The sequence below is a fragment of the Nocardioides panacisoli genome (genome assembly GCF_019448235.1).
Lineage (GTDB): Bacteria > Actinomycetota > Actinomycetes > Propionibacteriales > Nocardioidaceae > Nocardioides > Nocardioides panacisoli_A.
The window spans coordinates 960,449-980,525 of the sequence record NZ_CP080409.1 but is presented as its reverse complement, the minus strand read 5'-3'; the positions used below and the strand labels follow the sequence as shown (position 1 = coordinate 980,525).

Here is a 20,077-nt window from a genome sequence, read left to right as displayed (position 1 = left end):
GGTACGCCGGCCGCCCGGCCGGCGTACCTCATCGGTCCAGCAGCAGGACCGCGACCGCGGTGAGACCCACGACGGCGATGACCGCGCGCAGCACCGGCGAGGGCAGTCGGCGGCCGACAGTGGCCCCGACCCCGGCCCCGGCCACCGCGCCGACCGCGATGACTGCCGCGATCAACCAGTCGATCCGGTCGGCCGCCACCGCCACGAAGATCACGCTCGCGACGGCGTTGCCCACCGCGGCCAGCACGTTCTTGACCGCGTTGAGGCGCTGCAGGGCGTCGTCGATGCCGCTGCCGAGGACGCCCATCAGCAGCACGCCCTGCGCGGCCCCGAAGTAGCCGCAGTAGACGCCGACGGCGCCGGTGGCGGGCCACACCCAGCGCGCGCCGTGCTCGGGCAGGCCGCCGAGGTGCGCGTGCCGGGCAGCGACCCGGGCCGAGATGCGTGGCTGGAGGACCACCAGGACCACGCCCAGCAGGATCAGCACGGGCACGATCGCCTCGAAGGCCGAGGCCGGCAGCACCAGCAGCAGTACTGCTCCGATGATCGCGCCCAGCAGCGTCGCGACACTGAGGCGCACGACCCGGTCGCGCTGGCCGGCGAGCTCGCGACGGTAGCCGTACGCCCCCGCGGCGGCGCCCGGGATCATCCCGATGGCGTTGGAGATGTTGGCCGTCACCGGTGGCACCCCGAAGGCCAGCAGGGTCGGGAAGGTGATCAACGTGCCGGATCCCACGATGGTGTTGATCATCCCGGCGGCGCTCCCGGCCAGCGCGATCAGGAGCAGTTCGTGCAGCGGCACCTACTCGCCGGAGGAGGCGTTGTCACCCTTGCCCCGACCGGGGTTGGCGGCTCGTCCCGCCTCCTCGATCGCGGCCTGCGCGGCGGCCTGTGCCTCGCTCATCTCCTCGTCGTCCAACGACGGGACGTCGGGCTGGGACGCGCCCATGTCCACCCGCGTGCGGGGCCCGTCGACCTCCTTGGGGATGCCCGGCAGGTCGTTGATCGTGGAGCCGAGTCCCTCCAGGGCCTTGCCAATCTCGCTGGGGATGACCCAGAGCTTGTTGGCGTCGCCGTCGGCGATCTTGGGCAGCATCTGGAGGTACTGGTAGGACAGCAGCTTCTGGTCCGGGCGCCCGTCGTGGATGGCCTGGAACACGGTCTGGATGGCCTGGCCCTCACCCTGGGCCCGCAGGATCGCCGACTCCCGCTCGGCCTGCGCCTGCAGGATCTGCGACTCACGCTCACCCTCGGCGTTGAGGATCGCGGACTGCTTGTTGCCCTCCGCAGTGAGGATCGCGGACTGGCGCTGGCCCTCGGCGGCGAGGATCTGGGCACGCTTGTCGCGGTCGGCGCGCATCTGCTTCTCCATCGCGTCCTTGATCGAGGGCGGCGGGTCGATGCCCTTGATCTCGACGCGGTTGACGCGCAGGCCCCACTTGCCGGTGGCCTCGTCGAGCACGCCGCGCAGGCCGGAGTTGATCGACTCGCGGCTGGTCAGGGTCTCCTCCAGGTCCATGCCACCGACGATGTTGCGCAGCGTGGTCATGGTCAGCTGCTCGACGGCCTGAATGTAGTTGGAGATCTCGTACGTCGCCCGCACCGGGTCGGTGACCTGGAAGTAGATGACGGTGTCGATGGAGACCGTCAGGTTGTCCTCGGTGATGACCGGCTGCGGCGGGAAGCTCACGACCTGCTCGCGCAGGTCGATCTTGTAGCGCACCTGGTCGATGAAGGGCACCACGATGTTGAGGCCGGCCGTCAGGGTCTGCCGGTACTTCCCGAACCGCTCGACCACGCCCGCCCGGGCCTGCGGGATGATCCGCACGGTCTTGGCCAGGCCGGTGACGATGAACGCCAGCAGCAGTAGCAGGATGATCGGCAGCGCGATGTCCATGGCGGGAGCTCCCTCGGGTCGGTGCGCGGTGGGCGCGGTCGGTCAGTCGCTGGTCGGGTCGGACAGTTCGCCGGAGGTCGCCGGCTTCACGCGGGCGGTGGCGCCGTCGATCGCCACCACCTCGACCGGCTCGCCGGGCTTGAGGACGGTGTCCCCCTCGGCCGCAGCCGACCACGTCTCGCCGTCGAGCCGGATCTGGCCCGAGACGAGGCCGCTGATCTCGCTGGTCACGACGGCGCGCTCCCCCACGAGGCGCTCCGCGCCGATCTCCAGGTCGGGGCCTCCGTGGAGCCGTTGGGCGATGGGGCGGCGTACGAAGGCGATCATGCCGACGGAGACGGCGGCTGCGGCCAGTGCCTGCACCAGGAAGGGTGCACCGGCGACGGCCAGCACCATGCCGGCGACGGCGCCCGAGGCGAGCATGATCAGGATCAGCTCCATGCTGAAGAGTTCAGCGATGGTCAGCGCGAACGCGCCGGCCAGCCACGCTTCCCACAAGTGGTCTCGCAGCCAATCCATGTTTCCACCCTATCCCCGAGAACCTGATCGCGTCAGCGACGATGCAGGCGACGTCTGGCAGCGTACCGGCCGTCGTGCTCCTCCAGCACCAGCGGCATGCCGAAGGTCTGCGACAGCGTGCGGTCGGTGAGGGTCTCGCCGATCGGTCCGGCGGCGGCCACCGCGCCGTCGCGCAGCATCAGCACGTGGGTGAAGCCCGGCGGGATCTCCTCGACGTGGTGGGAGACCAGCACGGTGGCCGGCGAGGCCGGGTCGTGGGCGAGCACCGACAGCGTCGAGACCAGGTCCTCGCGCCCACCGAGGTCGAGGCCGGCCGCGGGCTCGTCGAGCAGCAGCAGCTCCGGGTCGGTCATCAACGAGCGCGCGATCTGCACCCGCTTGCGCTCGCCCTCGCTGAGCGTGCCGTAGGTGCGATCGGCGAGGTGGTGGATGCTGAACTCGCGCAGGAGTGCGTCGGCGCGCTCGTGGTCCAGGTCGTCGTACTCCTCGCGCCACCGGCCCAGGACGGCGTAGGAGGCCGAGACGACGACGTCGCGGACGACCTCCTGCCGCGGGATGCGGTCGGCGAGCGCGGCACTGGTCAGTCCGATGCGGGGGCGCAGCTCGAACACGTCGACGGTGCCGATCAGCTCCTGCAGCACCCCGACCGCACCGGAGGTCGGGTGCAGGCTCGCGGACGCGACCTGGAGCAGGGTGGTCTTGCCGGCCCCGTTGGCGCCCAGCACGACCCAGCGCTCCCCCTCCTTCACGACCCACGTCACGCGGTCGAGCAGGGTCGCCTGCCCACGCCGCACCGTCACCTCGGCGAGTTCCAGCACGGCGGACATGGGCGCCACCCTAACCACCCCTAGGGTGTGGCCACGTGACCTCCCTTCCCATCGCCGGGCGCGTCGCCTGGTGGGGCACCGCCCTGCTGGCCGGACACGTCGGTCCCGACGAGTTCGACGACGCGCTCGGGGACGACTACGTCGCCCACGTCGTCCTGGGCGCCGACTCCCTCGCGCACCTGCTCCGCGCCTCGGCCGAGGCCGGCGCCCGGGGTGTCGCCGCGGTCTTCCCCGAGCCCGGGGACCCGTTCGGGCTGGCCGGTCCGGCGGCATTCAACGCCGACGCGCTCGACGCGGGCGAGGCCGTGCTCACCGTCGGGCCCGGCGCCGTGGGGGCCGTCCCCCACCCGGTGGGCCGCGCGATGGAGTGGCACACCCACCCGGTCGGGCGCCGGCCACCGCCGGACCTGGGCGAGGCCGATCGAGAGTTGCGCAGCACGCTCCTGCGGACCGCCGAGGACCTCGCACGGCTGGACGTGGCGCGCTGGCGCCCCGAGGTCGCCGACGCCCTCCACTCCCTGCGCGAGGGCGTTCCCCTCACCGCGCCGCCGGGCATCCCGGGACGTGCCGCGGACCTGGCGCGCCGGGCCCTGCACCTGATGACGGTGGTGGACCTCGCCCTGGTCGACGACGGGGCCGCGGTCAGCGCCACCGAGGCCCGGGCGCGCGAGGACGTCGTCGTCCCGCTGGGGCGCGCCGCACGGCGTGCCCTCACCGCGGCCTGCTCACCAGACGGCTGGCCTCCCGCCGAAGCGGACCCCGCCCGATAGCCTCCTCCCGAGATGTCCCAGCACCCCGCAGACACCCTGCTCATCACGCTCACCGGCAAGGACCGTCCGGGCGTCACCTCCGCGATCTTCGACGTCCTCGCGGCCTCCGGCGTGAGCGTGGTCGACCTGGAGCAGATCGTCGTACGCCGTCGCCTCGTGCTGGCCGTCCTCGTCACCGCACCGTCGCGCCCGGAACGGCTCCGCGCCGCCGTGGAGGACACTGCCGCCGCGCTCGACATGACCGTGGAGGTGTCCACCGGCACCGGTGACAACCGGGCACGCGGCTCGGGACGGTCCCACGTCACCGTCATCGGCTCCCCGCTGAGCGCGAAGGCGATGAGCGTGATGGCGGGTCGGATCGCCGACTGCGGCGGCAACATCGACCGCATCGAGCGAATGGCGCGCTACCCCGTCACTGCGATCGAGCTGCACGTCTCGGGCGCCTCCCCCGAGCGCCTGCGCACGCTGCTCGCGGTGGAGGCCGCACACTCCGGGGTGGACGTCGCCGTGCAGCCGGCGAACCTGCTGCGACGCGGCGTCCGGCTCATCGTGATGGACGTGGACTCCACGCTCATCCAGGGCGAGGTCATCGAGATGCTCGCCGACCGCGCCGGCCACGGCTCGGAGGTCGCGGCCGTGACCGAGGCGGCCATGCGGGGCGAGCTCGACTTCGAGCAGTCGCTGCGCGAGCGCGTCAAGCTGCTGGCCGGCCTGGAGGAGTCGGTGTTCGACGAGGTCTACGACGAGATCGTCGTCAACCCCGGGGCGCGCACCATGGTGCGGACGCTGCGGCGCCTGGGCTACCGGTTCGCCATCGTCTCCGGCGGGTTCTCCCAGATCACCGACCGCCTCGCCGAGGACCTGGGGATCCACTTCTCGCGGGCCAACACGCTCGAGGTGGTCGACGGGCGGCTCACCGGCACCGTCCTGGGCGAGGTGGTCGACCGGGGGGCGAAGGCCGACGCGCTCCGGGAGTTCGCAGCGCGGGTCGGTGTGCCGGAGGAGGCGACCATCGCCATCGGCGACGGCGCCAACGACCTCGACATGCTCCAGGCGGCGGGCCTCGGGATCGCCTACAACGCCCGACCGGTGGTCCAGGAGATCGCCGACACGGCCGTCAACGTGCCCTACCTGGACGCGATCATGTACCTGCTGGGCATCAGCCGTGAGGAGATCGAGGCGGCCGACGCCGAGGCGGGCATCACCACGCCCGCTCCCCCGGTCTGAGGCGCTCCCGGTCCGAGGTGTCAGCCCCGGCCGGTGTGGAGCGCGCGCAACGTGCCCGCGCCCGGTGCCAGGTCGGCCCACGCCACCGGAACGTCGAGGACGGCAGCGGTGCTGGTCGGGTAGCCCTCCCGCAGTCGGGTGGCCGCCTCGGTGTCCCCCGCGCCGTCGTCGAGGGTGGCGGCCAACGCGTGCATGGTCGGGTTATGGCCGATCACCGCGACCGTGTCCTCGCCCTCGAGCAGCCGCAGCCGGCCGATGACGTCCTCGACCTCGGCGCTGTAGAGGGCGGGCTCGATGGCGGGCTCGACGTCCCACCCGGCGGCGTCGGCGATGCGGACCCACGTCTGCCGGGCCCGTCGCGCCGCCGAGACCAGTGCCGCATCCGCGGCGAGTCCCCGCTCGGCGAGCCAGTTGCCCGTCGCCCGGGCGTCACGTCGGCCGCGGGCGGTGAGCTCGCGGACGAAGTCGGTGCTTGCCGCGGGCTCGGTCTTGGCGTGCCGGATCACGATCAGGGTGCTCACGGCCCCCGATCGTAGGACGGATCCCGTGTTCAGGCACCCATCGCGTGGAAGCCGCCGTCGACGTGCACGATCTCGCCGGTGGTGGCCGGGAACAGGTCCGAGAGCAGTGCACCGACCGCGCGGGCCGTGGGCACCGCGTCGTCGTTGTCCCAGCCCAGTGGTGCGCGGGTGGCCCACATCTCCTCGAGGTCGGTGAAGCCGGGGATCGCCTTGGCAGCGATCGTGCGCAGCGGACCGGCCGCCACCAGGTTGACCCGGATTCCCTCGGCGCCGAGGTCGCGGGCGACGTAGCGGGAGGTGGACTCCAGGGCGGCCTTGGCGACGCCCATCCAGTCGTAGGCGGGCCAGGCCTGCGAGGCGTCGAAGGTCAGCCCCACGATGGAGCCCCCGTCGGTCATCGCCGGCCGGCACGCGGCCGCCAGCGCCTTCAGCGAGTACGCCGAGACCTGCACGGCCTGGGCGACGTCCTCCCACGGCCCGTCCATGAACTTGCCCCCGAGCAGCGTCTCGGGGTTGCCGAAGGCGATCGAGTGCACGACGCCGTCGAGCCCGTCGACGTGCTCGGCGAGCTTGTCCGGCAAGGTCTCGAGGTGGTCGGGGTCGGTGACGTCCAGCTCGATCACCGGCGGCGTCTCGGGGAGCCGCTTGGCGATGCGCTCGGTGATCCGCAGCGCGCGGCCGAAGTTGGAGATGATGACCGTGGCGCCCTGCTGCTGGGCGAACTCGGCGACGGCGTACCCGATCGAGCTGGGGTGCGTGACACCCGCGACCAGGATGCGCTTGCCGGCGAGCAGGCCGGTGCCGGTGGTGGAGGTGGTCTCGGTCATGTCAGTGCCCCATTCCCAGGCCGCCGTCGACGGGGATGACCGCCCCGCTGACGTAGGCGGCGCTCTCGCCGGCGAGCCACGTCACCGCGCCCGCGACCTCGGTCGGGTCGCCGTAGCGGGCGAGGGGGACCTGGCCCTTGATGGTTGTCTTCTGTTCCTCGCTGAGCACCGCGGTCATGTCGGTGTCGATGTAGCCGGGAGCGACCACGTTCGCCGTGATGCCGCGCGACCCGAGCTCGCGTGCGAGCGAACGGGCCATGCCCACCAGCCCGGCCTTGGAGGCGGCGTAGTTGACCTGGCCGGGCGACCCCAGCAGTCCGACGACGCTGGAGATGAAGATGATCCGTCCCCGCTTCTGCCGCAGCATGCCCTTGGCCGCGCGCTTGGCGAGGTGGAAGGACCCGGTCAGGTTGGTGTCGATGACCGAGGACCAGTCGTCCTCGCTCATCCGCAGCACCAGGGTGTCGGCGGTGATGCCCGCGTTGGCCACCAGGACCTCGACGGGCCCGTGTGCCGCCTCGATCTCCGCGAACGCCGCGTCGACCGCGGCCGGGTCAGTGACGTCGGCCTTCACCTCCAGCGCACCGTCGGGGGCGCCGCCGCTCCGGGTCGTGACCGCGACGCGGTCCCCCTGGGCGAGGAAGGCCTCGGCGATCGCGCGGCCGATGCCGCGGTTGCCGCCGGTGACCAGTACGGATCGGGCGTCGGGGGCGTTGGCAGCGCTGTCGTCACTCACATCCACCGACGCTAGGCGCTGCGGGACGTGGTCCGTCACCACGAGGGCCACAAAACCGGCGCACGATGTTTGTGGGGTTCACACCCCGGGCGCCGGGGGCCCGGGCCTACTCGTCCTCGAGGCGAAAGCCGACCTTCATGCCGACCTGGAAGTGCTCCACCTGGCCGTCCTTGACCTGACCACGGACCTCGGTGACCTCGAACCAGTCCAGGTGACGCAGCGTCTGCCCGGCCCGCTCGATGCCGTTGCGGACGGCCTGGTCGATGCCCTCGGTGGAGGTGCCGACGATCTCGCTGATGCGGTAGGTCCGGTTGCTCATGCCCCCCAGCGTAGACCGGAACACTTCGACCGCCGCGTAGGCTGGGCGCATGGCCCGTTCCCGCCGCGTCGACGCCGACGCGCCGATCCGCATCACCACGGCCGGCAGTGGCCGCGACGCGGACCTGGCGCAACGCCAGCGGCGCTACGTCATCGCGATGGGCACGCGCGCACTCTGCTTCGTCGGCGCCGTGGTCGCCGGGCTGGCCGGCATCGACTGGCTGTGGCCGATCCTCATCGCGGGGGCGATCTTCCTGCCCTACGTCGCGGTGGTGATGGCGAACGCCACCAACACCCGCACCGACGAGATGCCGCTGCCCGACGGGGGCGCCCGTCACCGGCAGCTGGGGTCCCATGAGCGCTGAGCCCGGACCCGCGGTCGACACCTGCTCGGCCAAGGGGTGCCGCGCCGACGCGGTGTGGCAGCTGCGGTGGAACAACCCGAAGATCCACACGCCCGACCGCCGCAAGGTCTGGCTCGCCTGTGAGGACCACCGCGAGCACCTCGCCGGCTTCCTCGGGGCGCGTGGCTTCCTCCGCGAGACCGTCGCGCACCCGTCCTGATCGAGGCAGCCCGGTCCGGCGCCGGGCCGCTCAGCCGCCGATCGCCGACATGGGCCGGTCGGGCTGCAGGAAGGTCTCGTCGTCGATCCCGTGGCCGGCGGCCTTGCCGTGCATCGCGACGACCCACCGCTCGGCGAGCTCGGCGTCCGAGGCACCCCCACGCAGCGCGGAGCGCAGGTCGGACTCGGTGCGTGCGAAGAGGCAGTTGCGGATCTGGCCGTCCGCAGTCAGCCGCACCCGGTCGCAGTCGCCGCAGAAGGGCCGCGTCACCGAAGCGATGACACCGACCGTGCCGGGTCCGCCGTCGACGGTGAACAGCTCGGCGGGCGCGCTGCCACGGGGCTCCTTGGCCGGCGTGAGCGTGAACTCCTGCTCCAGGGAGGCGAAGATCTCCTCGGCGGTGACCATCTCCTCGCGACTCCAGCCGTGCTGGGCGTCGAGCGGCATCTGCTCGATGAAGCGCAGCTGGTAGCTGCGCTCCAGGCACCACCGCAGCATCTCCGGTGCCTGGTCGTCGTTGATGCCGCGCAGCAGCACGGCGTTGACCTTCACCGGCCCCAGGCCGGCCGCCTCGGCAGCTGCGAGCCCGTCGATGACGTCCTGGAGGCGGTCGCGCCGGGTGATCTGGTGGAAGCTGTCGGGGCGCACCGTGTCGAGGCTGACGTTGACGCGGTCCAGGCCGGCCTCGGCCAAGGCTCCCGCCGTGCGGGTGAGCCCCATCGCGTTGGTGGTGATGGAGAGCTCCAGGTCCGGGCCCGCCTCGCGCACCCGGCGCACGATGTCGACCAGGCCGCGGCGTACCAGCGGCTCACCACCGGTGAAGCGCACCTCGGTCACGCCGAGGCGCTCCGCGGCCAGCGTCACCAGCCGCACCACCTCGTCGTCGGTCAGCTGCTCGTCGCTCGGGAGCCAGTCCAGGCCCTCGGGCGGCATGCAGTAGGAACACCGCAGGTTGCACCGGTCCGTCAGCGAGACCCGCAGGTCCGTGGCCACGCGTCCGTACCGGTCCGCGAGTGGGAGCATCTGCATCCTCACACCTCCTCCCGACCCAGTGTAGGCATGGCTGGGCGGATACCGTGGGGCCGTGCATGCGTCGGAGTGGGTCAGGTCGTGGCGCTTCCTGCTCAGCCGCCGCTGGGTCCTCTTCGCCCTCGCCGTCCTGGTCCTGGCCTACGGCACGTGGTGGCTCGGCGAGTGGCAGTTCGGCCGGCTCGATGACCGCAAGGACCGCAACGCCGTCATCCGGGCCAACGAGGACCGTCCACCGGCGCCCGTCGACGAGGTCCTCTCCCCCGGCGGCGACGTCGCGGAGCGCGACGAGTGGCGGGTCGTGAGTGCCACCGGCACCTACGACGCCTCCGACACGGTGGTGGTGCGCTACCGCACCCGCGACGGCATCCCCGGCGTCAACGCCGTGGTCCCCCTCGTCACGCCCGGTGGCACCGCGCTGCTGGTCGACCGCGGCTGGATGCAGACCGACAACCGCGGCACGACGGCCGCCGACCTGCCCGCACCCCCCGAGGGCGAGGTCACCGTCACGGCCTGGGTGCGAGCCGACGGCACGGGCGACAGCACCCGGGTGGCCGACCAGTCCACCCGGGCCATCTCCAGCAGCGAGATCGGTCCCGCCCTGGACCGCGAGGTGTACGGCGGCTTCGTCGAGCTGCGCTCGGAGACCCCCGAGCCCGCGGAGTCGCTGGCACGGGTCGAGCTCCCCGAGCTCGACAACGGCCCGCACTTCTTCTACGGACTGCAGTGGTGGTTCTTCGGCATCCTCGCCGTCGGCGGGTTCACCTACCTCGCCCGTGACGAGTGGAAGCACGGCCCCCGCAGTGCGCGGCGGCGACCGCGGCCGTCGGGGCGGACCCCCGTCACGGCCGGACCGTCACAGCGACCTCAGCAGCCCGCCGTCGACCGGGAGCATCGTCCCGGTGATGAACGACGCGGCGGGTGAGAGCAGGAAGGCGGCAGCACGGCCGAACTCCGCGGGGTCGCCGTAGCGCCGCAGCGGGATCTGCTGCTCCCACCGCTCGCGCGCGGCCTCGCCGTCACCGGAGGAGGCATCGAGCTGGGCCACGCGATCGGTCGCCAGCCGGCCGGGCAGCAGGCCGTTGACGCGGATCCCTCGCGGCCCCCACTCGTCGGCGAGGTCCTTGGCCAGCATCGCGAGCCCCGGGCGCAGACCGTTGGAGGCCCCCAGCCCCGCGATCGGCGTCCGCACACTGCTGGAGAGCACCAGCGCCAGCGACCCACCGGCCCCGAGCTCCGCGCCGAGCTCGCGGCACAGCCGCACCGTGCCGAGGAACACCGAGTCGAAGGCCGTGCGCCACTGCTCGTCGGTGAGGCGGTCCGGCGTGCCCGGCGGCGGCCCGCCCACGCTGATGAGGGCGCCGTCGAGTCGGCCCCAACGCTCCCGCGCGGCGGCGAGGATCCGGGCCGGCGTCTCGGGGTCGGCGTTGTCGGCGACGAGGCCCCCGACGGCGTCCGGGCCCGCGGCGATGCCCTCCAGTGCCGTGACCGTGGCCGCGACCGCCTCCTCGTCGCGGCCGGTCACCAGGACGCGTGCCCCCTCCCCGACCAGCGCCTCCGCGCTGGCGCGGCCGAGGCCGCGGGTCCCCCCGGTGACGACGAGGACGCGTTCGTGCAGTCCGAGATCCATTCAGTCCACCTCCGTGGTCGTGGCGTGCTGGGAGACCGGCACGACGTCGGGTGCGCCCTTGCGCGCCGCGTCCGCGGTCTGGTCGTCAGGCTGTCGCTGGCTCTCACGCTCCGCCTCGACCCGCTTGCGGTAGTGCTCCAGCTCCCGGTCGTACTGGGCGTCGTCCCACTGCAGGGGACCGCGGACCAGGTCCGCGACGTGTGGCGCCGCGTCCAGGCCGCGGTCGAAGGTCTCGATCGAGACCCGCAGCCGCCGGGTCAGAATGTCGTCGAGGTGCCGCGCGCCCTCGTGGGTGACGGCGTACACCACCTCGGCCCGGAGGTAGTCCTCCGCGCCCGGGAGCGGCTCCCCCAGGTCCGGGTCGTCGGCGATCAGCTCCAGCAGCTCCCCGACGAGCGTGCCGTAGCGCTCGAGCAGGTGCTCGATGCGGGTGACATGCAGGCCGGAGCGCTGGGCGAGCGCGCGGCGCTGGTTCCAGCGGGCGTGGTAGCCGTCAGCGCCCAGCAGCGGGACGTCCTCGGTCACGCACGGACCGGCACGGCGCCCGTCGGCCTCCAGCCCGTGGACGGCCGCGTCCACCGCATCGGCCGCCATCACTCGGTAGGTGGTGTACTTCCCGCCGGCGATGACGACCAGCCCGGGCACGCTGTGGGCCACCGCGTGCTCGCGCGAGAGCTGGGAGGTCGCGTCCGACTCCCCCGCCAGCAACGGCCGCAGGCCGGCGTAGACCCCCTCGACGTCGTCGCGGGTCAACGGCGACTCCAGCACCGCGTTGACGTGCTCGAGGAGGTAGTCGATGTCGCGCGAGCTCGCAGCCGGATGGTCCTTGGACAGGTCCCAGTCGGTGTCGGTGGTGCCGATGATCCAGTGGCGCTTCCACGGGATGACGAAGAGCACCGACGTCTCGGTGCGCAGGATCAGGCCGCTCTCGGAGTGGATGCGGTCGCGTGGCACCACGAGGTGGATGCCCTTGCTCGCCCGGACACGGAACTGCCCGCGCTCCCGGGCCATCGACTGGGTCTCGTCGGTCCACACTCCGGTGGCGTTGATGACCTGACCGGCCCGGATCTCGAACTCGTGACCGCTCTCGAGGTCCACCACTACGGCACCGACGACGCGCTCCCCCTCCTTCAGCAGCCGGGTGACGCGGGTCCGACTGGCGACGGCCGCGCCGTACGACGCGGCGGTGCGGGAGAGGAAGAAAGTGTGACGGGCGTCGTCGACCTGGGCGTCGTGGTACTGCAACGCACCGACGAGTGCGTCCTTGCGCAGCGCCGGCACCAGTCGGCGCGCACCCCGGCGGGTGAGGTGCCGGTGCACCGGCATGTCCCTGCCGTGGCCGCTCGCCTTCGACAGCGCGTCGTAGAGCGCGACGCCGGAGCCGGCGTACACGCGTTCCCACGCGCGGTGCTGGAGCGGGTAGAGGAACGGCACGGGTCGCACCAGGTGGGGCGCGATGCGCTGCATCAGCAGGCCCCGCTCCCGCAACGCCTCGGCGACCAGTCCGAAGTCGAGCATCTCCAGGTAACGCAACCCGCCGTGCACCAGCTTGGAGGAGCGGCTCGAGGTGCCCGAGGCGAAGTCGCGCGCCTCGACCAGTCCCACGGACAGGCCGCGGGTCGCGGCGTCCAGCGCCGCGCCGCCCCCCACGACACCGCCGCCGATCACGAGCACGTCGAGGTGCTCGTGCTCCATCCGGCGCAGCGCCTCGGTGCGGTAGTCGGGTGACAGCGCGACCGGCTGCATCAGCATCCTCTCGTCGTCATTCGGGGTCGGTGGCGCTACCGGTGTCGTCGGTGTCCACCGGCACCCAGTCCAGGGTCCGGTCCACCGCCTTGCGCCACCGGGCATAACCCGTCGCGCGCCGCTGGTCATCCCAGGTCGGCTGCCAACGTCGCCGTTCGGCCCAGTTGGCCCGCAGCTCGTCGGTGTCGGACCAGAAGCCCACCGCGAGCCCGGCGGCGTACGCCGCCCCGAGCGCGGTCGTCTCGGCGATCTCCGGGCAGACCACCGGGACCCCGAGCACGTCGGCCTGGGTCTGCATGCACAGCTCGTTGGCGGTCACGCCGCCGTCGACCTTGAGCACCTCCAGCTCGACGCCGGAGTCGGTGGCCATCGCCTCGACGACGTCGCGGGACTGGTAGCAGATCGACTCCAGGGTGGCCCGAGCGATGTGGGCCTTGTTGTTGAACCGCGAGAGCCCGACGATGGCGCCCCGGGCGTCGGAGCGCCAGTAGGGCGCGAACAGTCCCGAGAACGCGGGCACGAAGTAGACGCCGCCGTTGTCGGTCACCTGCCGGGCCAGCGTCTCGCTCTCGATGGCGTCGTCGATGACGCCCAGCTGGTCCCGCAGCCACTGCACGGCCGACCCGGTGACCGCGATCGAGCCCTCGAGCGCATAGACGCAGGGCTCGTCGCCGAACTGGTAGGCGGGGGTGGTGAGCAGGCCCGCCCGGGAGCGGACGATCTCGGTGCCGGTGTTCATCAGCATGAAGTTGCCGGTGCCGTAGGTGTTCTTGGCCTCGCCGGGCTCGAAGCAGACCTGGCCCACGGTGGCCGCCTGCTGGTCGCCCAGGATCCCGGTGACGGGCACCTCGGCTCCGAAGGGTCCGTCGGCGCGCGTCACGCCGTACCCGTCGGCGACCGAGGACGGGCGGATCTCGGGGAGCATCGCGCGGGGCACGTCGAAGAAACCCAGCAGCTCCTCGTCCCAGTCCAGCGTCTCCAGGTCCATCAGCATGGTGCGGCTGGCGTTGGTGACGTCGGTGGCGTGCACACCGCCGTCGGGGCCGCCGGTGAGGTTCCACAGCACCCACGTGTCGGGGGTCCCGAAGAGCACCTCGCCGTCCTCGGCGCGACGGCGGAGGCCGTCGACGTGCTCGAAGAGCCACGCGAGCTTGCCGCCGGAGAAGTACGGCGCCGGCGGCAGTCCGGCGCGCTGCCGGATGACCTCGCCACGCCCGTCGCGGTCCAGTGCGGCGGCGATCGTGTCGGTGCGCGTGTCCTGCCACACGATCGCGTTCGCCAGCGGCCGGCCGGTGCGCCGGTCCCACACGATGGTGGTCTCGCGCTGGTTGGTGATCCCGACCGCGGCGAGGTCCGAGCCGTCGATGCCGGCCTTGTCCAGCGCTCGCATGACCACGGTCCGGGTGCGCTCCCAGATCTCGGCCGGGTCGTGCTCGACCCATCCCGCACGCGGCAGGATCTGCTCGTGCTCGAGCTGGTGCCGCGCGACCTCGCGGCCGTCGTGGTCGAAGACCATGCACCGCGTGCTGGTCGTGCCCTGATCGATCGCCCCCACGAACTGCGCCATGGCGCCCACCCTGCCACGGAGGGGGCTCCCCCGGGTGCACCTCGGGGTGGGGTCAGCGGAGAACCCGGTGGTGGACCGTCGGCGCCGTCGGGCAGTCTTGCGCCATGGCCTCCACGATGACCGTCGCCGCCCGTGCCACCGACCTCCGCAAGACCTACGGCGACGGCGCCGCCGAGGTCCACGCCCTCGACGGGGTCGACCTGGAGATCCGGTCCGGCGAGTTCACCGCCGTCATGGGGCCCTCCGGATCGGGCAAGTCCACGCTGATGCACTGCTTCGCCGCGCTCGACACCCCGACCTCGGGTGAGGTCGTCGTCGACGGCGTCGCCCTCTCGGCCCTGGGCGACAAGGCCCTGACCGCGCTGCGCCGCGAGCGCATCGGTTTCGTGTTCCAGGCGTTCAACCTGGTGCCGACCCTGACGGCCCGGGAGAACATCCTGCTCCCCCTGTCGCTGGCCGGCCGCAAGCCCGACGCCGACTGGTTCGACCTGGTCGTGGACACCGTCGGGCTGCGTGACCGGCTCGGCCACCGTCCCAACCAGATGTCGGGGGGCCAGCAGCAGCGCGTCGCCTGCGCGCGCGCCCTGGCCAGCCGCCCGGCGATCATCTTCGCCGACGAGCCGACCGGCAACCTCGACTCGCACTCCGGTGCCGAGGTGCTGGGTTTCCTGCGCCGGAGCGTCGACGAGTTCGACCAGACCATCGTGATGGTCACCCACGACCCCAACGCGGCCTCCTACACCGATCGCATCGTGACCCTGACCGACGGTCGCGTCATCGGTGACGACGCCGTCGCGCGACCGGGGGCCTGAGCGCCATGCTGCGACTCACGCTGCGCACCCTGCTGGCGCGCAAGGTCCGGCTCTTCCTCAGCGGCCTCGCGATCGTGCTGGGCGTCGCCTTCCTCGCCGGCGTGCTGGTCTTCAGCAACGGCATCCGCACCACCTTCGACGGGATCATCAACGGCTCGACGCCCGACGGCCTGGTCCGGGTCGCCGGCGCCGACTCGTTCTCGGCCGGTGAGGGCGGGGTGTCGACGGCCACGCTCGACCCGGCCGTGGTGACCGACCTCGCGGACCTGCCGGAGGTCGACCGGGCCGATGGCAACGTCGAGGGGTTCGGCATGAGCCTGCTGGCCGCCGACGGCACCCTCGTGGGCGGCACGGGGGCGCCCACCCTGGCCTTCAACTACACCGAGGCGCCCAACATGGCCGGCGACCCGACCCTGGAGCTCCTGGAGGGCGCCTGGCCCGGCACGCCGGACGAGATCGCGCTCGATGAGGGCGCCGCCGAGGCCGGCGGGTACGCCGTCGGCGACGAGGTGAAGCTGCTCTCCCCGCAGGGCGCCCTGGACCGCACCGCCACGCTCGTCGGCATCGCCGAGTTCAACGGCGGCGGCACGGCGGGCGCCACCCTCCTCATCTTCGACACCGCAGGGGCCCAACAACTGTTCACCGGTGGTGCGGACGTCTTCACCTCGATCGCGTTGACCGCGGCGCCGGGTGTCAGCCAGGCCGAGCTCACCGCAGCGGCCCAGGGCGTCGTACCGGACGGCTTCACCGCCGTCGAGGGCGACACGGTGGTCGCCGAGTCCGAGGACGCGATCGGTGAGTTCCTCGGCGTCATCGAGACCTTCCTGCTGGTGTTCGCGATCATCGCGGTGCTGGTGGCGGGCTTCATCATCGTCAACACCTTCACCATCCTCGTGGCACAGCGCAGCCGTGAGCTGGCACTGCTGCGTGCCCTGGGGGCATCGCGACGGCAGGTGTCGCGCTCGGTGCTGCTCGAGGCCGCGGCGCAGGCGTTGTTGGCGAGCACGCTGGGCATCCTGCTGGGCTGGGGACTGGCGCACGGGCTCGCCGCGATCTTCGGCGCCGTCGGGCTGGACATCCAGGGTTCCGCGCTCACGCTGTCACCACGGATCTTCGCCATCGGGTACGCCGTCGGCATCGTCGTCACCCTGCTGGCCGCCTGGCTGCCCGCCCGCCGCGCAGGACGCGTCGCCCCGGTCGCGGCGATGCAGGCCGACGTGGCCCCGGCCGCCCGGTCGCTCCGCCGCCGCGCGGTCATCGGGACGGTGCTGCTGCTGGTGGGCGCCGGGTTCGCTGCGGCCGGCATCGCCGACCTCGGCAACGGCGCGGTGCTCATCGGCGTCGGAGCCGTGGTCTGGATCCTCACCCTCGCGGCCACCTCGTCGGTCTTCGGCCAGCCATTGCTGCGCGTCGGTCGCAGCGTGTTCGCCACACTCTTCGGCACGACCGGCCGCCTCGCCGGGGAGAACGCACTGCGCGACCCGCGACGTACCGGCGCCACGGCCTCGGCACTGATGATCGGGCTCGCCCTGGTGTCGACGATCGGTGTCCTGGCGGCCTCGCTGAACCAGTCGGTGAGCGACGTCGTCGACGAGGAGTTCGCCTCCGACTTCCTCGTCCAGTCCTCGACCTTCACCCCGTTCTCCACCACGATCGGCGACCAGATGACCGAGGTCGACGGCGTTGCCGAGGTGAGTCGGCAGCAGTGGGCCGGGGCGCGGGTCGACGGCGACCGCATCTCCATCTCCGGCGTCGACGACTCCTTCCGAGACGTCTACGCCCTCCCCCTGGTCGAGGGTCGGCAACAGGTGTCGGGCGCCGAGGCGTTCGTGACCGCGGACTTCGCCGACGAACGATCGCTCGCCGTCGGCGACACCGTCGCCCTGCAGCTGGCCGGAGCTCGCTCGCTCGACGTCGAGGTGGTCGGCGTCGTGGAGGGACGCGAGGTCACGGCTGCCCTGAACCTCCCCCTCACCACCCTCGCCGACGCCGGGATCGCGCGCCAGGACAGCGTCCTGAGCATCCTGCTCGAGTCCGGCGCGGACGTCGAGGAGGTCGGTGCCGAGCTCGACGACATCGCCGCTGCCGCACCGGTCGTGGGCGTGTTCGACAAGCAGGAGTTCGCCGACGAGATCCGGGGACAGATCAACCAGCTGCTCTACCTGATCTACGCCCTGTTGGCGCTCGCCGTGGTCATCGCGATCATCGGCATCGTCAACACGCTCGGTCTCAGCGTCATCGAGCGCACCCGCGAGATCGGCCTGCTCCGCGCCATCGGGCTCAACCGGCGCGGCCTGCGACGCATGGTGATGCTCGAATCGGTCGCCATCGCCGTGCTGGGTGCCGTACTGGGCATGGCGCTCGGCGTGGGCGTGGGCAGCCTGCTGCGCTACGAGCTCCGCGAGGACCTCACCAGCCTGGGGTTGCCGCTGGGCCAACTGGCGGTGTTCCTCGGGCTCGCCGTCGTGGTGGGTGTCCTGGCGGCCGTGGTGCCGGCCATCCGTGCCGCCCGGCTCAACGTGCTGGACGCCATCACGACCGAGTAGCGCGCAGCGGCCCCCGGGGGGTGCGCCGGCAACGACGCCGGCGTGCGTCCGCGAGGCCGGGGTGGTCAGGCGAGGGCGACCAGTTCGGCGTACTCGTCGTTCCAGAGGTCCTCGGTGCCGTCGGGCAGGATCAGCACCCGGTCGGGCTCGAGCGCCTGCACCGCGCCCTCGTCGTGGGTCACCAGCACCATGGCGCCCCGGTAGGACCGGATCGCCGCCAGCACCTCCTCGCGGGAGGCCGGGTCGAGGTTGTTGGTCGGCTCGTCGAGCAGCAGCACGTTGGCCGCCGAGACCACGAGGATCGCCAGGGCGAGCCGCGTCTTCTCCCCACCGGACAGGACGGCGGCGGACTTGTGGGCGTCGTCGCCGGAGAACAGGAACGAGCCGAGCACGTTGCGGGCCTCGGTGTCGGTCAGCTCCGGTGCGGCCGTGCGCATGTTCTCCAGCACGGTGCGGGAGGTGTCGAGGGTCTCGTGCTCCTGGGCGTAGTAGCCGACCTTCAACCCGTGGCCGGGGATGACGGCACCGGTGTCGGGCTGGTCCACGCCGGCCAGCACCCGGAGCAGGGTCGTCTTGCCAGCGCCATTGAGTCCCAGCACGACCACCCGTGAGCCGCGGTCGATCGCGAGGTCGACGTCGGTGAAGACCTCCAACGAGCCGTAGGACTTCGACAGCTCGCTGGCGGTGAGCGGTGTCTTGCCGCACGAGGCGGGCTCGGGGAAGTCGATGCGCGCCACCCGGTCGGACTGGCGCTCACCCTCGACCCCGTCCAAGAGGCGCTCGGCGCGCTTCAGCATCGACTGGGCGGCCTGCGCCTTGGTCGCCTTGGCCCGCATCTTGTTGGCCTGGTCGGTCAGCGTCTTGGCCTTGGCCTCGGCGTTGGCGCGCTCGCGCTTGCGGCGCTTCTCGTCGGTCTCCCGCTGCGCGAGGTAGCGCGACCACCCCATGTTGTAGGTGTCGATCTCGGCGCGGTTGGCGTCGAGGTGGAGCACCCGGTTCACGCAGGCATCGAGCAGGTCGGTGTCGTGGCTGATGACCACCAGCCCACCGGAGTAGGTGACCAGGAAGTCGCGCAGCCACACGATGGAGTCCGCGTCTAGGTGGTTGGTCGGCTCGTCCAGCAGCATGGTGCGGGCGTCGGAGAACAGGATGCGGGCCAGCTCGACCCGGCGTCGCTGGCCACCGGACAGTGTCTCCAGGGGTTGGCCGAGGTGCCGGTCGCTGATGCCCAGGCTGTGGGCGATCGCAGCCGCCTCGGACTCGGCGGCGTAGCCACCACCGGCGTGCAACTCCGCGTCGGCCCGCTCGTAACGACGCATCGCGCGCTCACGGCGCTGCGGGTCGTCGCTGCCCATCTCCTCCTCAGCGGCGCGGAGACGGCGTACGACGTCGTCCAGGCCGCGCGCGGAGAGGATGCGTTCCCGAGCGACCTGCGTCGGGTCACCCGACCGGGGGTCCTGCGGCAGGTAGCCGACCTCGCCGGAGGCGTGCACGGATCCGCTCGCGGGCAGCGCGTCGCCGGCGAGGATCTTGGTGAGCGTGGTCTTCCCGGCTCCGTTGCGGCCGACGAGGCCGATCTTGTCGCCCGGGGCGACGCGGAAGTTGACGTCGTCCATCAGGAGCCGGGCACCCGCCCGCACTTCGAGGTGACTGGCGGTGATCATGACCGCGCCAGTGTCCCACGGGCAGGGAGCGGGCCCGAAAACGCGACCGTCCGACGTGCACGAGGCCCCGCCGGGACGGATCCCGACGGGGCCTCGGCCTCAGCAGGGCGGATCAGAGCAGGCCGCCGAGCAGGCCGTTGTCCCGCTCGTCGTTCTCCTCGCCGTCCTCGTTGTCGGAGTTGTCCGAGTTGTCGGTCTGCGACTCGTCCGTCGTGGAGTTGTCGACCGAGTTGTCGGTCTGGGAGTTGTCGACGGAGTTGTCGGTCTGGGAGTTGTCGGTCTCGGGGCTGACGTCGATCTCGGGGTCGACGTTCGGGTTCACCTCAGGGTCGATGCTGGGGTTGAACTCGTTGCCGTTCCCGGTCTCGTTGCCGTTCCCGGTCTCGTTGCCGCTGCCGGCCTCGTTGCCGTTGCCGGCCTCGTTCCCGGTCACGTTCCCGGCCTGGTTGTCCGAGGCGTTCCCGGTGAGGTTGTCCGAGACGTCGTTGCTGTTGTTGCTCCCGGTCTCACCGTTGCCGACGTCGCTGAAGCCGGTCACCTCGGAGAACAGGTCCGACAGCTCGAGACCGCCGAGGTCGCCGACCTGGTTGTCGCTGACCTCGCTGCGCTGGTCCTGCTGGGTCTGGTCCTGGTCGCCACCGATCGTGTCGGCGGACGCAACACCAGTGCCGCCCGCGATGAGCAGGCCGCTGACGGCGGCCGTGGCGAGGGACTTGGTGAAGATCGTGCGCATCGTTCTTCCTCCATCTGTTGGGTTCGGAGTGGATGTGCGATGTGCACCCTCATTGATAGCGCGATGTGGCGGTGAGACAACGGTTCTGCTGCGTGACAACACCCACCGCCCGCACCACCCATCCGGCCGGGCTGCGCCTCCGAA

21 protein-coding genes are annotated in these 20,077 nt (G+C 72.0%); 7 read left to right on the top strand and 14 right to left on the bottom strand.

What is annotated here, in order from left to right; genetic code table 11:
- Positions 1–28: 28 nt before the first annotated feature.
- From KUV85_RS04820 to KUV85_RS04805, 4 genes are read right to left on the bottom strand one after another with little or no spacing between them, the layout of a single operon-like run.
- A complete protein-coding gene (locus KUV85_RS04820; protein ID WP_219962085.1) occupies positions 29–802 on the bottom strand; it encodes a sulfite exporter TauE/SafE family protein in 774 nt (257 codons plus the stop codon).
- Complete coding sequence (locus tag KUV85_RS04815) at positions 803–1,897, bottom strand: SPFH domain-containing protein (protein ID WP_237690203.1); 1,095 nt, start codon at positions 1,895–1,897, stop codon at positions 803–805.
- 42 nt (positions 1,898–1,939) lie between these two features.
- Complete coding sequence (locus tag KUV85_RS04810; protein ID WP_219962084.1) at positions 1,940–2,416, bottom strand: NfeD family protein; 477 nt, start codon at positions 2,414–2,416, stop codon at positions 1,940–1,942.
- 32 nt (positions 2,417–2,448) lie between these two features.
- Complete coding sequence (locus tag KUV85_RS04805; protein WP_219962083.1) at positions 2,449–3,243, bottom strand: ABC transporter ATP-binding protein; 795 nt, start codon at positions 3,241–3,243, stop codon at positions 2,449–2,451.
- Positions 3,244–3,278: 35 nt separating this feature from the next.
- Between KUV85_RS04805 and KUV85_RS04800 the strand changes: the two genes are divergently transcribed.
- Positions 3,279–4,013, top strand: coding sequence for a hypothetical protein (locus KUV85_RS04800; RefSeq protein ID WP_219962082.1), 735 nt, complete (start codon positions 3,279–3,281; stop codon positions 4,011–4,013).
- Between the two features lie 12 nt (positions 4,014–4,025).
- Positions 4,026–5,240 carry a phosphoserine phosphatase SerB gene (serB, locus tag KUV85_RS04795; RefSeq protein ID WP_219962081.1) on the top strand — a complete coding sequence of 405 codons (1,215 nt, stop codon included), beginning with the start codon at positions 4,026–4,028 and terminating at the stop codon, positions 5,238–5,240.
- Between the two features lie 20 nt (positions 5,241–5,260).
- On the opposite strand, the gene KUV85_RS04790 is transcribed toward serB, so the two are convergent.
- From KUV85_RS04790 to KUV85_RS04775, 4 genes are all read right to left on the bottom strand, one after another.
- The gene (locus tag KUV85_RS04790) at positions 5,261–5,761 is read right to left on the bottom strand and encodes a SixA phosphatase family protein (protein ID WP_219962080.1); all 501 of its coding nucleotides are present in this window, start codon (positions 5,759–5,761) and stop codon (positions 5,261–5,263) included.
- 29 nt (positions 5,762–5,790) lie between these two features.
- The gene (fabI, locus tag KUV85_RS04785) at positions 5,791–6,588 is read right to left on the bottom strand and encodes an enoyl-ACP reductase FabI (protein ID WP_219962079.1); all 798 of its coding nucleotides are present in this window, start codon (positions 6,586–6,588) and stop codon (positions 5,791–5,793) included.
- A gap of 1 nt (position 6,589) precedes the next feature.
- Positions 6,590–7,324, bottom strand: a complete 735-nt coding sequence (locus KUV85_RS04780; RefSeq protein ID WP_237690202.1) for a beta-ketoacyl-ACP reductase — start codon at positions 7,322–7,324, stop codon at positions 6,590–6,592.
- A 106-nt stretch (positions 7,325–7,430) separates the two neighbouring features.
- Complete coding sequence (locus tag KUV85_RS04775; protein ID WP_219962077.1) at positions 7,431–7,643, bottom strand: dodecin; 213 nt, start codon at positions 7,641–7,643, stop codon at positions 7,431–7,433.
- A gap of 49 nt (positions 7,644–7,692) precedes the next feature.
- On the opposite strand from KUV85_RS04775, the gene KUV85_RS04770 reads away from it, so the two are divergent.
- Both KUV85_RS04770 and KUV85_RS04765 read left to right on the top strand, forming a co-directional pair.
- Positions 7,693–8,007 carry a DUF3099 domain-containing protein gene (locus tag KUV85_RS04770; RefSeq protein ID WP_219962076.1) on the top strand — a complete coding sequence of 105 codons (315 nt, stop codon included), beginning with the start codon at positions 7,693–7,695 and terminating at the stop codon, positions 8,005–8,007.
- Positions 7,997–8,206 (top strand): hypothetical protein, encoded by a 210-nt coding sequence (locus KUV85_RS04765; RefSeq protein ID WP_219962075.1) that lies wholly within the window; start codon positions 7,997–7,999, stop codon positions 8,204–8,206. The genes KUV85_RS04770 and KUV85_RS04765 overlap by 11 nt, the downstream gene beginning before the upstream one ends.
- Before the next feature lie 30 nt (positions 8,207–8,236).
- On the opposite strand, the gene moaA is transcribed toward KUV85_RS04765, so the two are convergent.
- A complete protein-coding gene (moaA, locus tag KUV85_RS04760) occupies positions 8,237–9,235 on the bottom strand; it encodes a GTP 3',8-cyclase MoaA (protein ID WP_219962074.1) in 999 nt (332 codons plus the stop codon).
- A gap of 55 nt (positions 9,236–9,290) precedes the next feature.
- Here moaA and KUV85_RS04755 point away from each other — a divergent pair, with 55 nt between their 5' ends.
- The gene (locus tag KUV85_RS04755; protein WP_219962073.1) at positions 9,291–10,160 is read left to right on the top strand and encodes an SURF1 family protein; all 870 of its coding nucleotides are present in this window, start codon (positions 9,291–9,293) and stop codon (positions 10,158–10,160) included.
- On the opposite strand, the gene KUV85_RS04750 is transcribed toward KUV85_RS04755, so the two are convergent.
- The 3 genes from KUV85_RS04750 to glpK are packed head-to-tail and all read right to left on the bottom strand — an operon-like array spanning position 10,092 to position 14,178.
- Positions 10,092–10,865: an SDR family oxidoreductase gene (locus KUV85_RS04750; protein WP_219962072.1), complete on the bottom strand. Its 774-nt coding sequence runs from the start codon at positions 10,863–10,865 to the stop codon at positions 10,092–10,094. The two genes, KUV85_RS04755 and KUV85_RS04750, sit on opposite strands and share 69 nt — an antisense overlap.
- Positions 10,866–12,611 carry a glycerol-3-phosphate dehydrogenase/oxidase gene (locus KUV85_RS04745; protein WP_237690248.1) on the bottom strand — a complete coding sequence of 582 codons (1,746 nt, stop codon included), beginning with the start codon at positions 12,609–12,611 and terminating at the stop codon, positions 10,866–10,868.
- Between the two features lie 16 nt (positions 12,612–12,627).
- Positions 12,628–14,178, bottom strand: a complete 1,551-nt coding sequence (gene glpK, locus KUV85_RS04740; RefSeq protein WP_219962070.1) for a glycerol kinase GlpK — start codon at positions 14,176–14,178, stop codon at positions 12,628–12,630.
- Between the two features lie 104 nt (positions 14,179–14,282).
- On the opposite strand from glpK, the gene KUV85_RS04735 reads away from it, so the two are divergent.
- Both KUV85_RS04735 and KUV85_RS04730 read left to right on the top strand, forming a co-directional pair.
- Positions 14,283–14,990: an ABC transporter ATP-binding protein gene (locus tag KUV85_RS04735; protein WP_237690201.1), complete on the top strand. Its 708-nt coding sequence runs from the start codon at positions 14,283–14,285 to the stop codon at positions 14,988–14,990.
- Positions 14,991–14,995: 5 nt separating this feature from the next.
- On the top strand, positions 14,996–17,536 hold the full coding sequence (locus KUV85_RS04730; protein ID WP_219962069.1) for an ABC transporter permease: 2,541 nt from the start codon (positions 14,996–14,998) through the stop codon (positions 17,534–17,536).
- 65 nt (positions 17,537–17,601) lie between these two features.
- Here KUV85_RS04730 and KUV85_RS04725 read toward each other — a convergent pair whose 3' ends face one another.
- Together KUV85_RS04725 and KUV85_RS04720 are read right to left on the bottom strand one after the other, a co-directional pair.
- The gene (locus KUV85_RS04725; RefSeq protein WP_219962068.1) at positions 17,602–19,200 is read right to left on the bottom strand and encodes an ABC-F family ATP-binding cassette domain-containing protein; all 1,599 of its coding nucleotides are present in this window, start codon (positions 19,198–19,200) and stop codon (positions 17,602–17,604) included.
- A 112-nt stretch (positions 19,201–19,312) separates the two neighbouring features.
- Positions 19,313–19,933 carry a hypothetical protein gene (locus KUV85_RS04720; protein WP_219962067.1) on the bottom strand — a complete coding sequence of 207 codons (621 nt, stop codon included), beginning with the start codon at positions 19,931–19,933 and terminating at the stop codon, positions 19,313–19,315.
- Positions 19,934–20,077 lie beyond the last annotated feature (144 nt).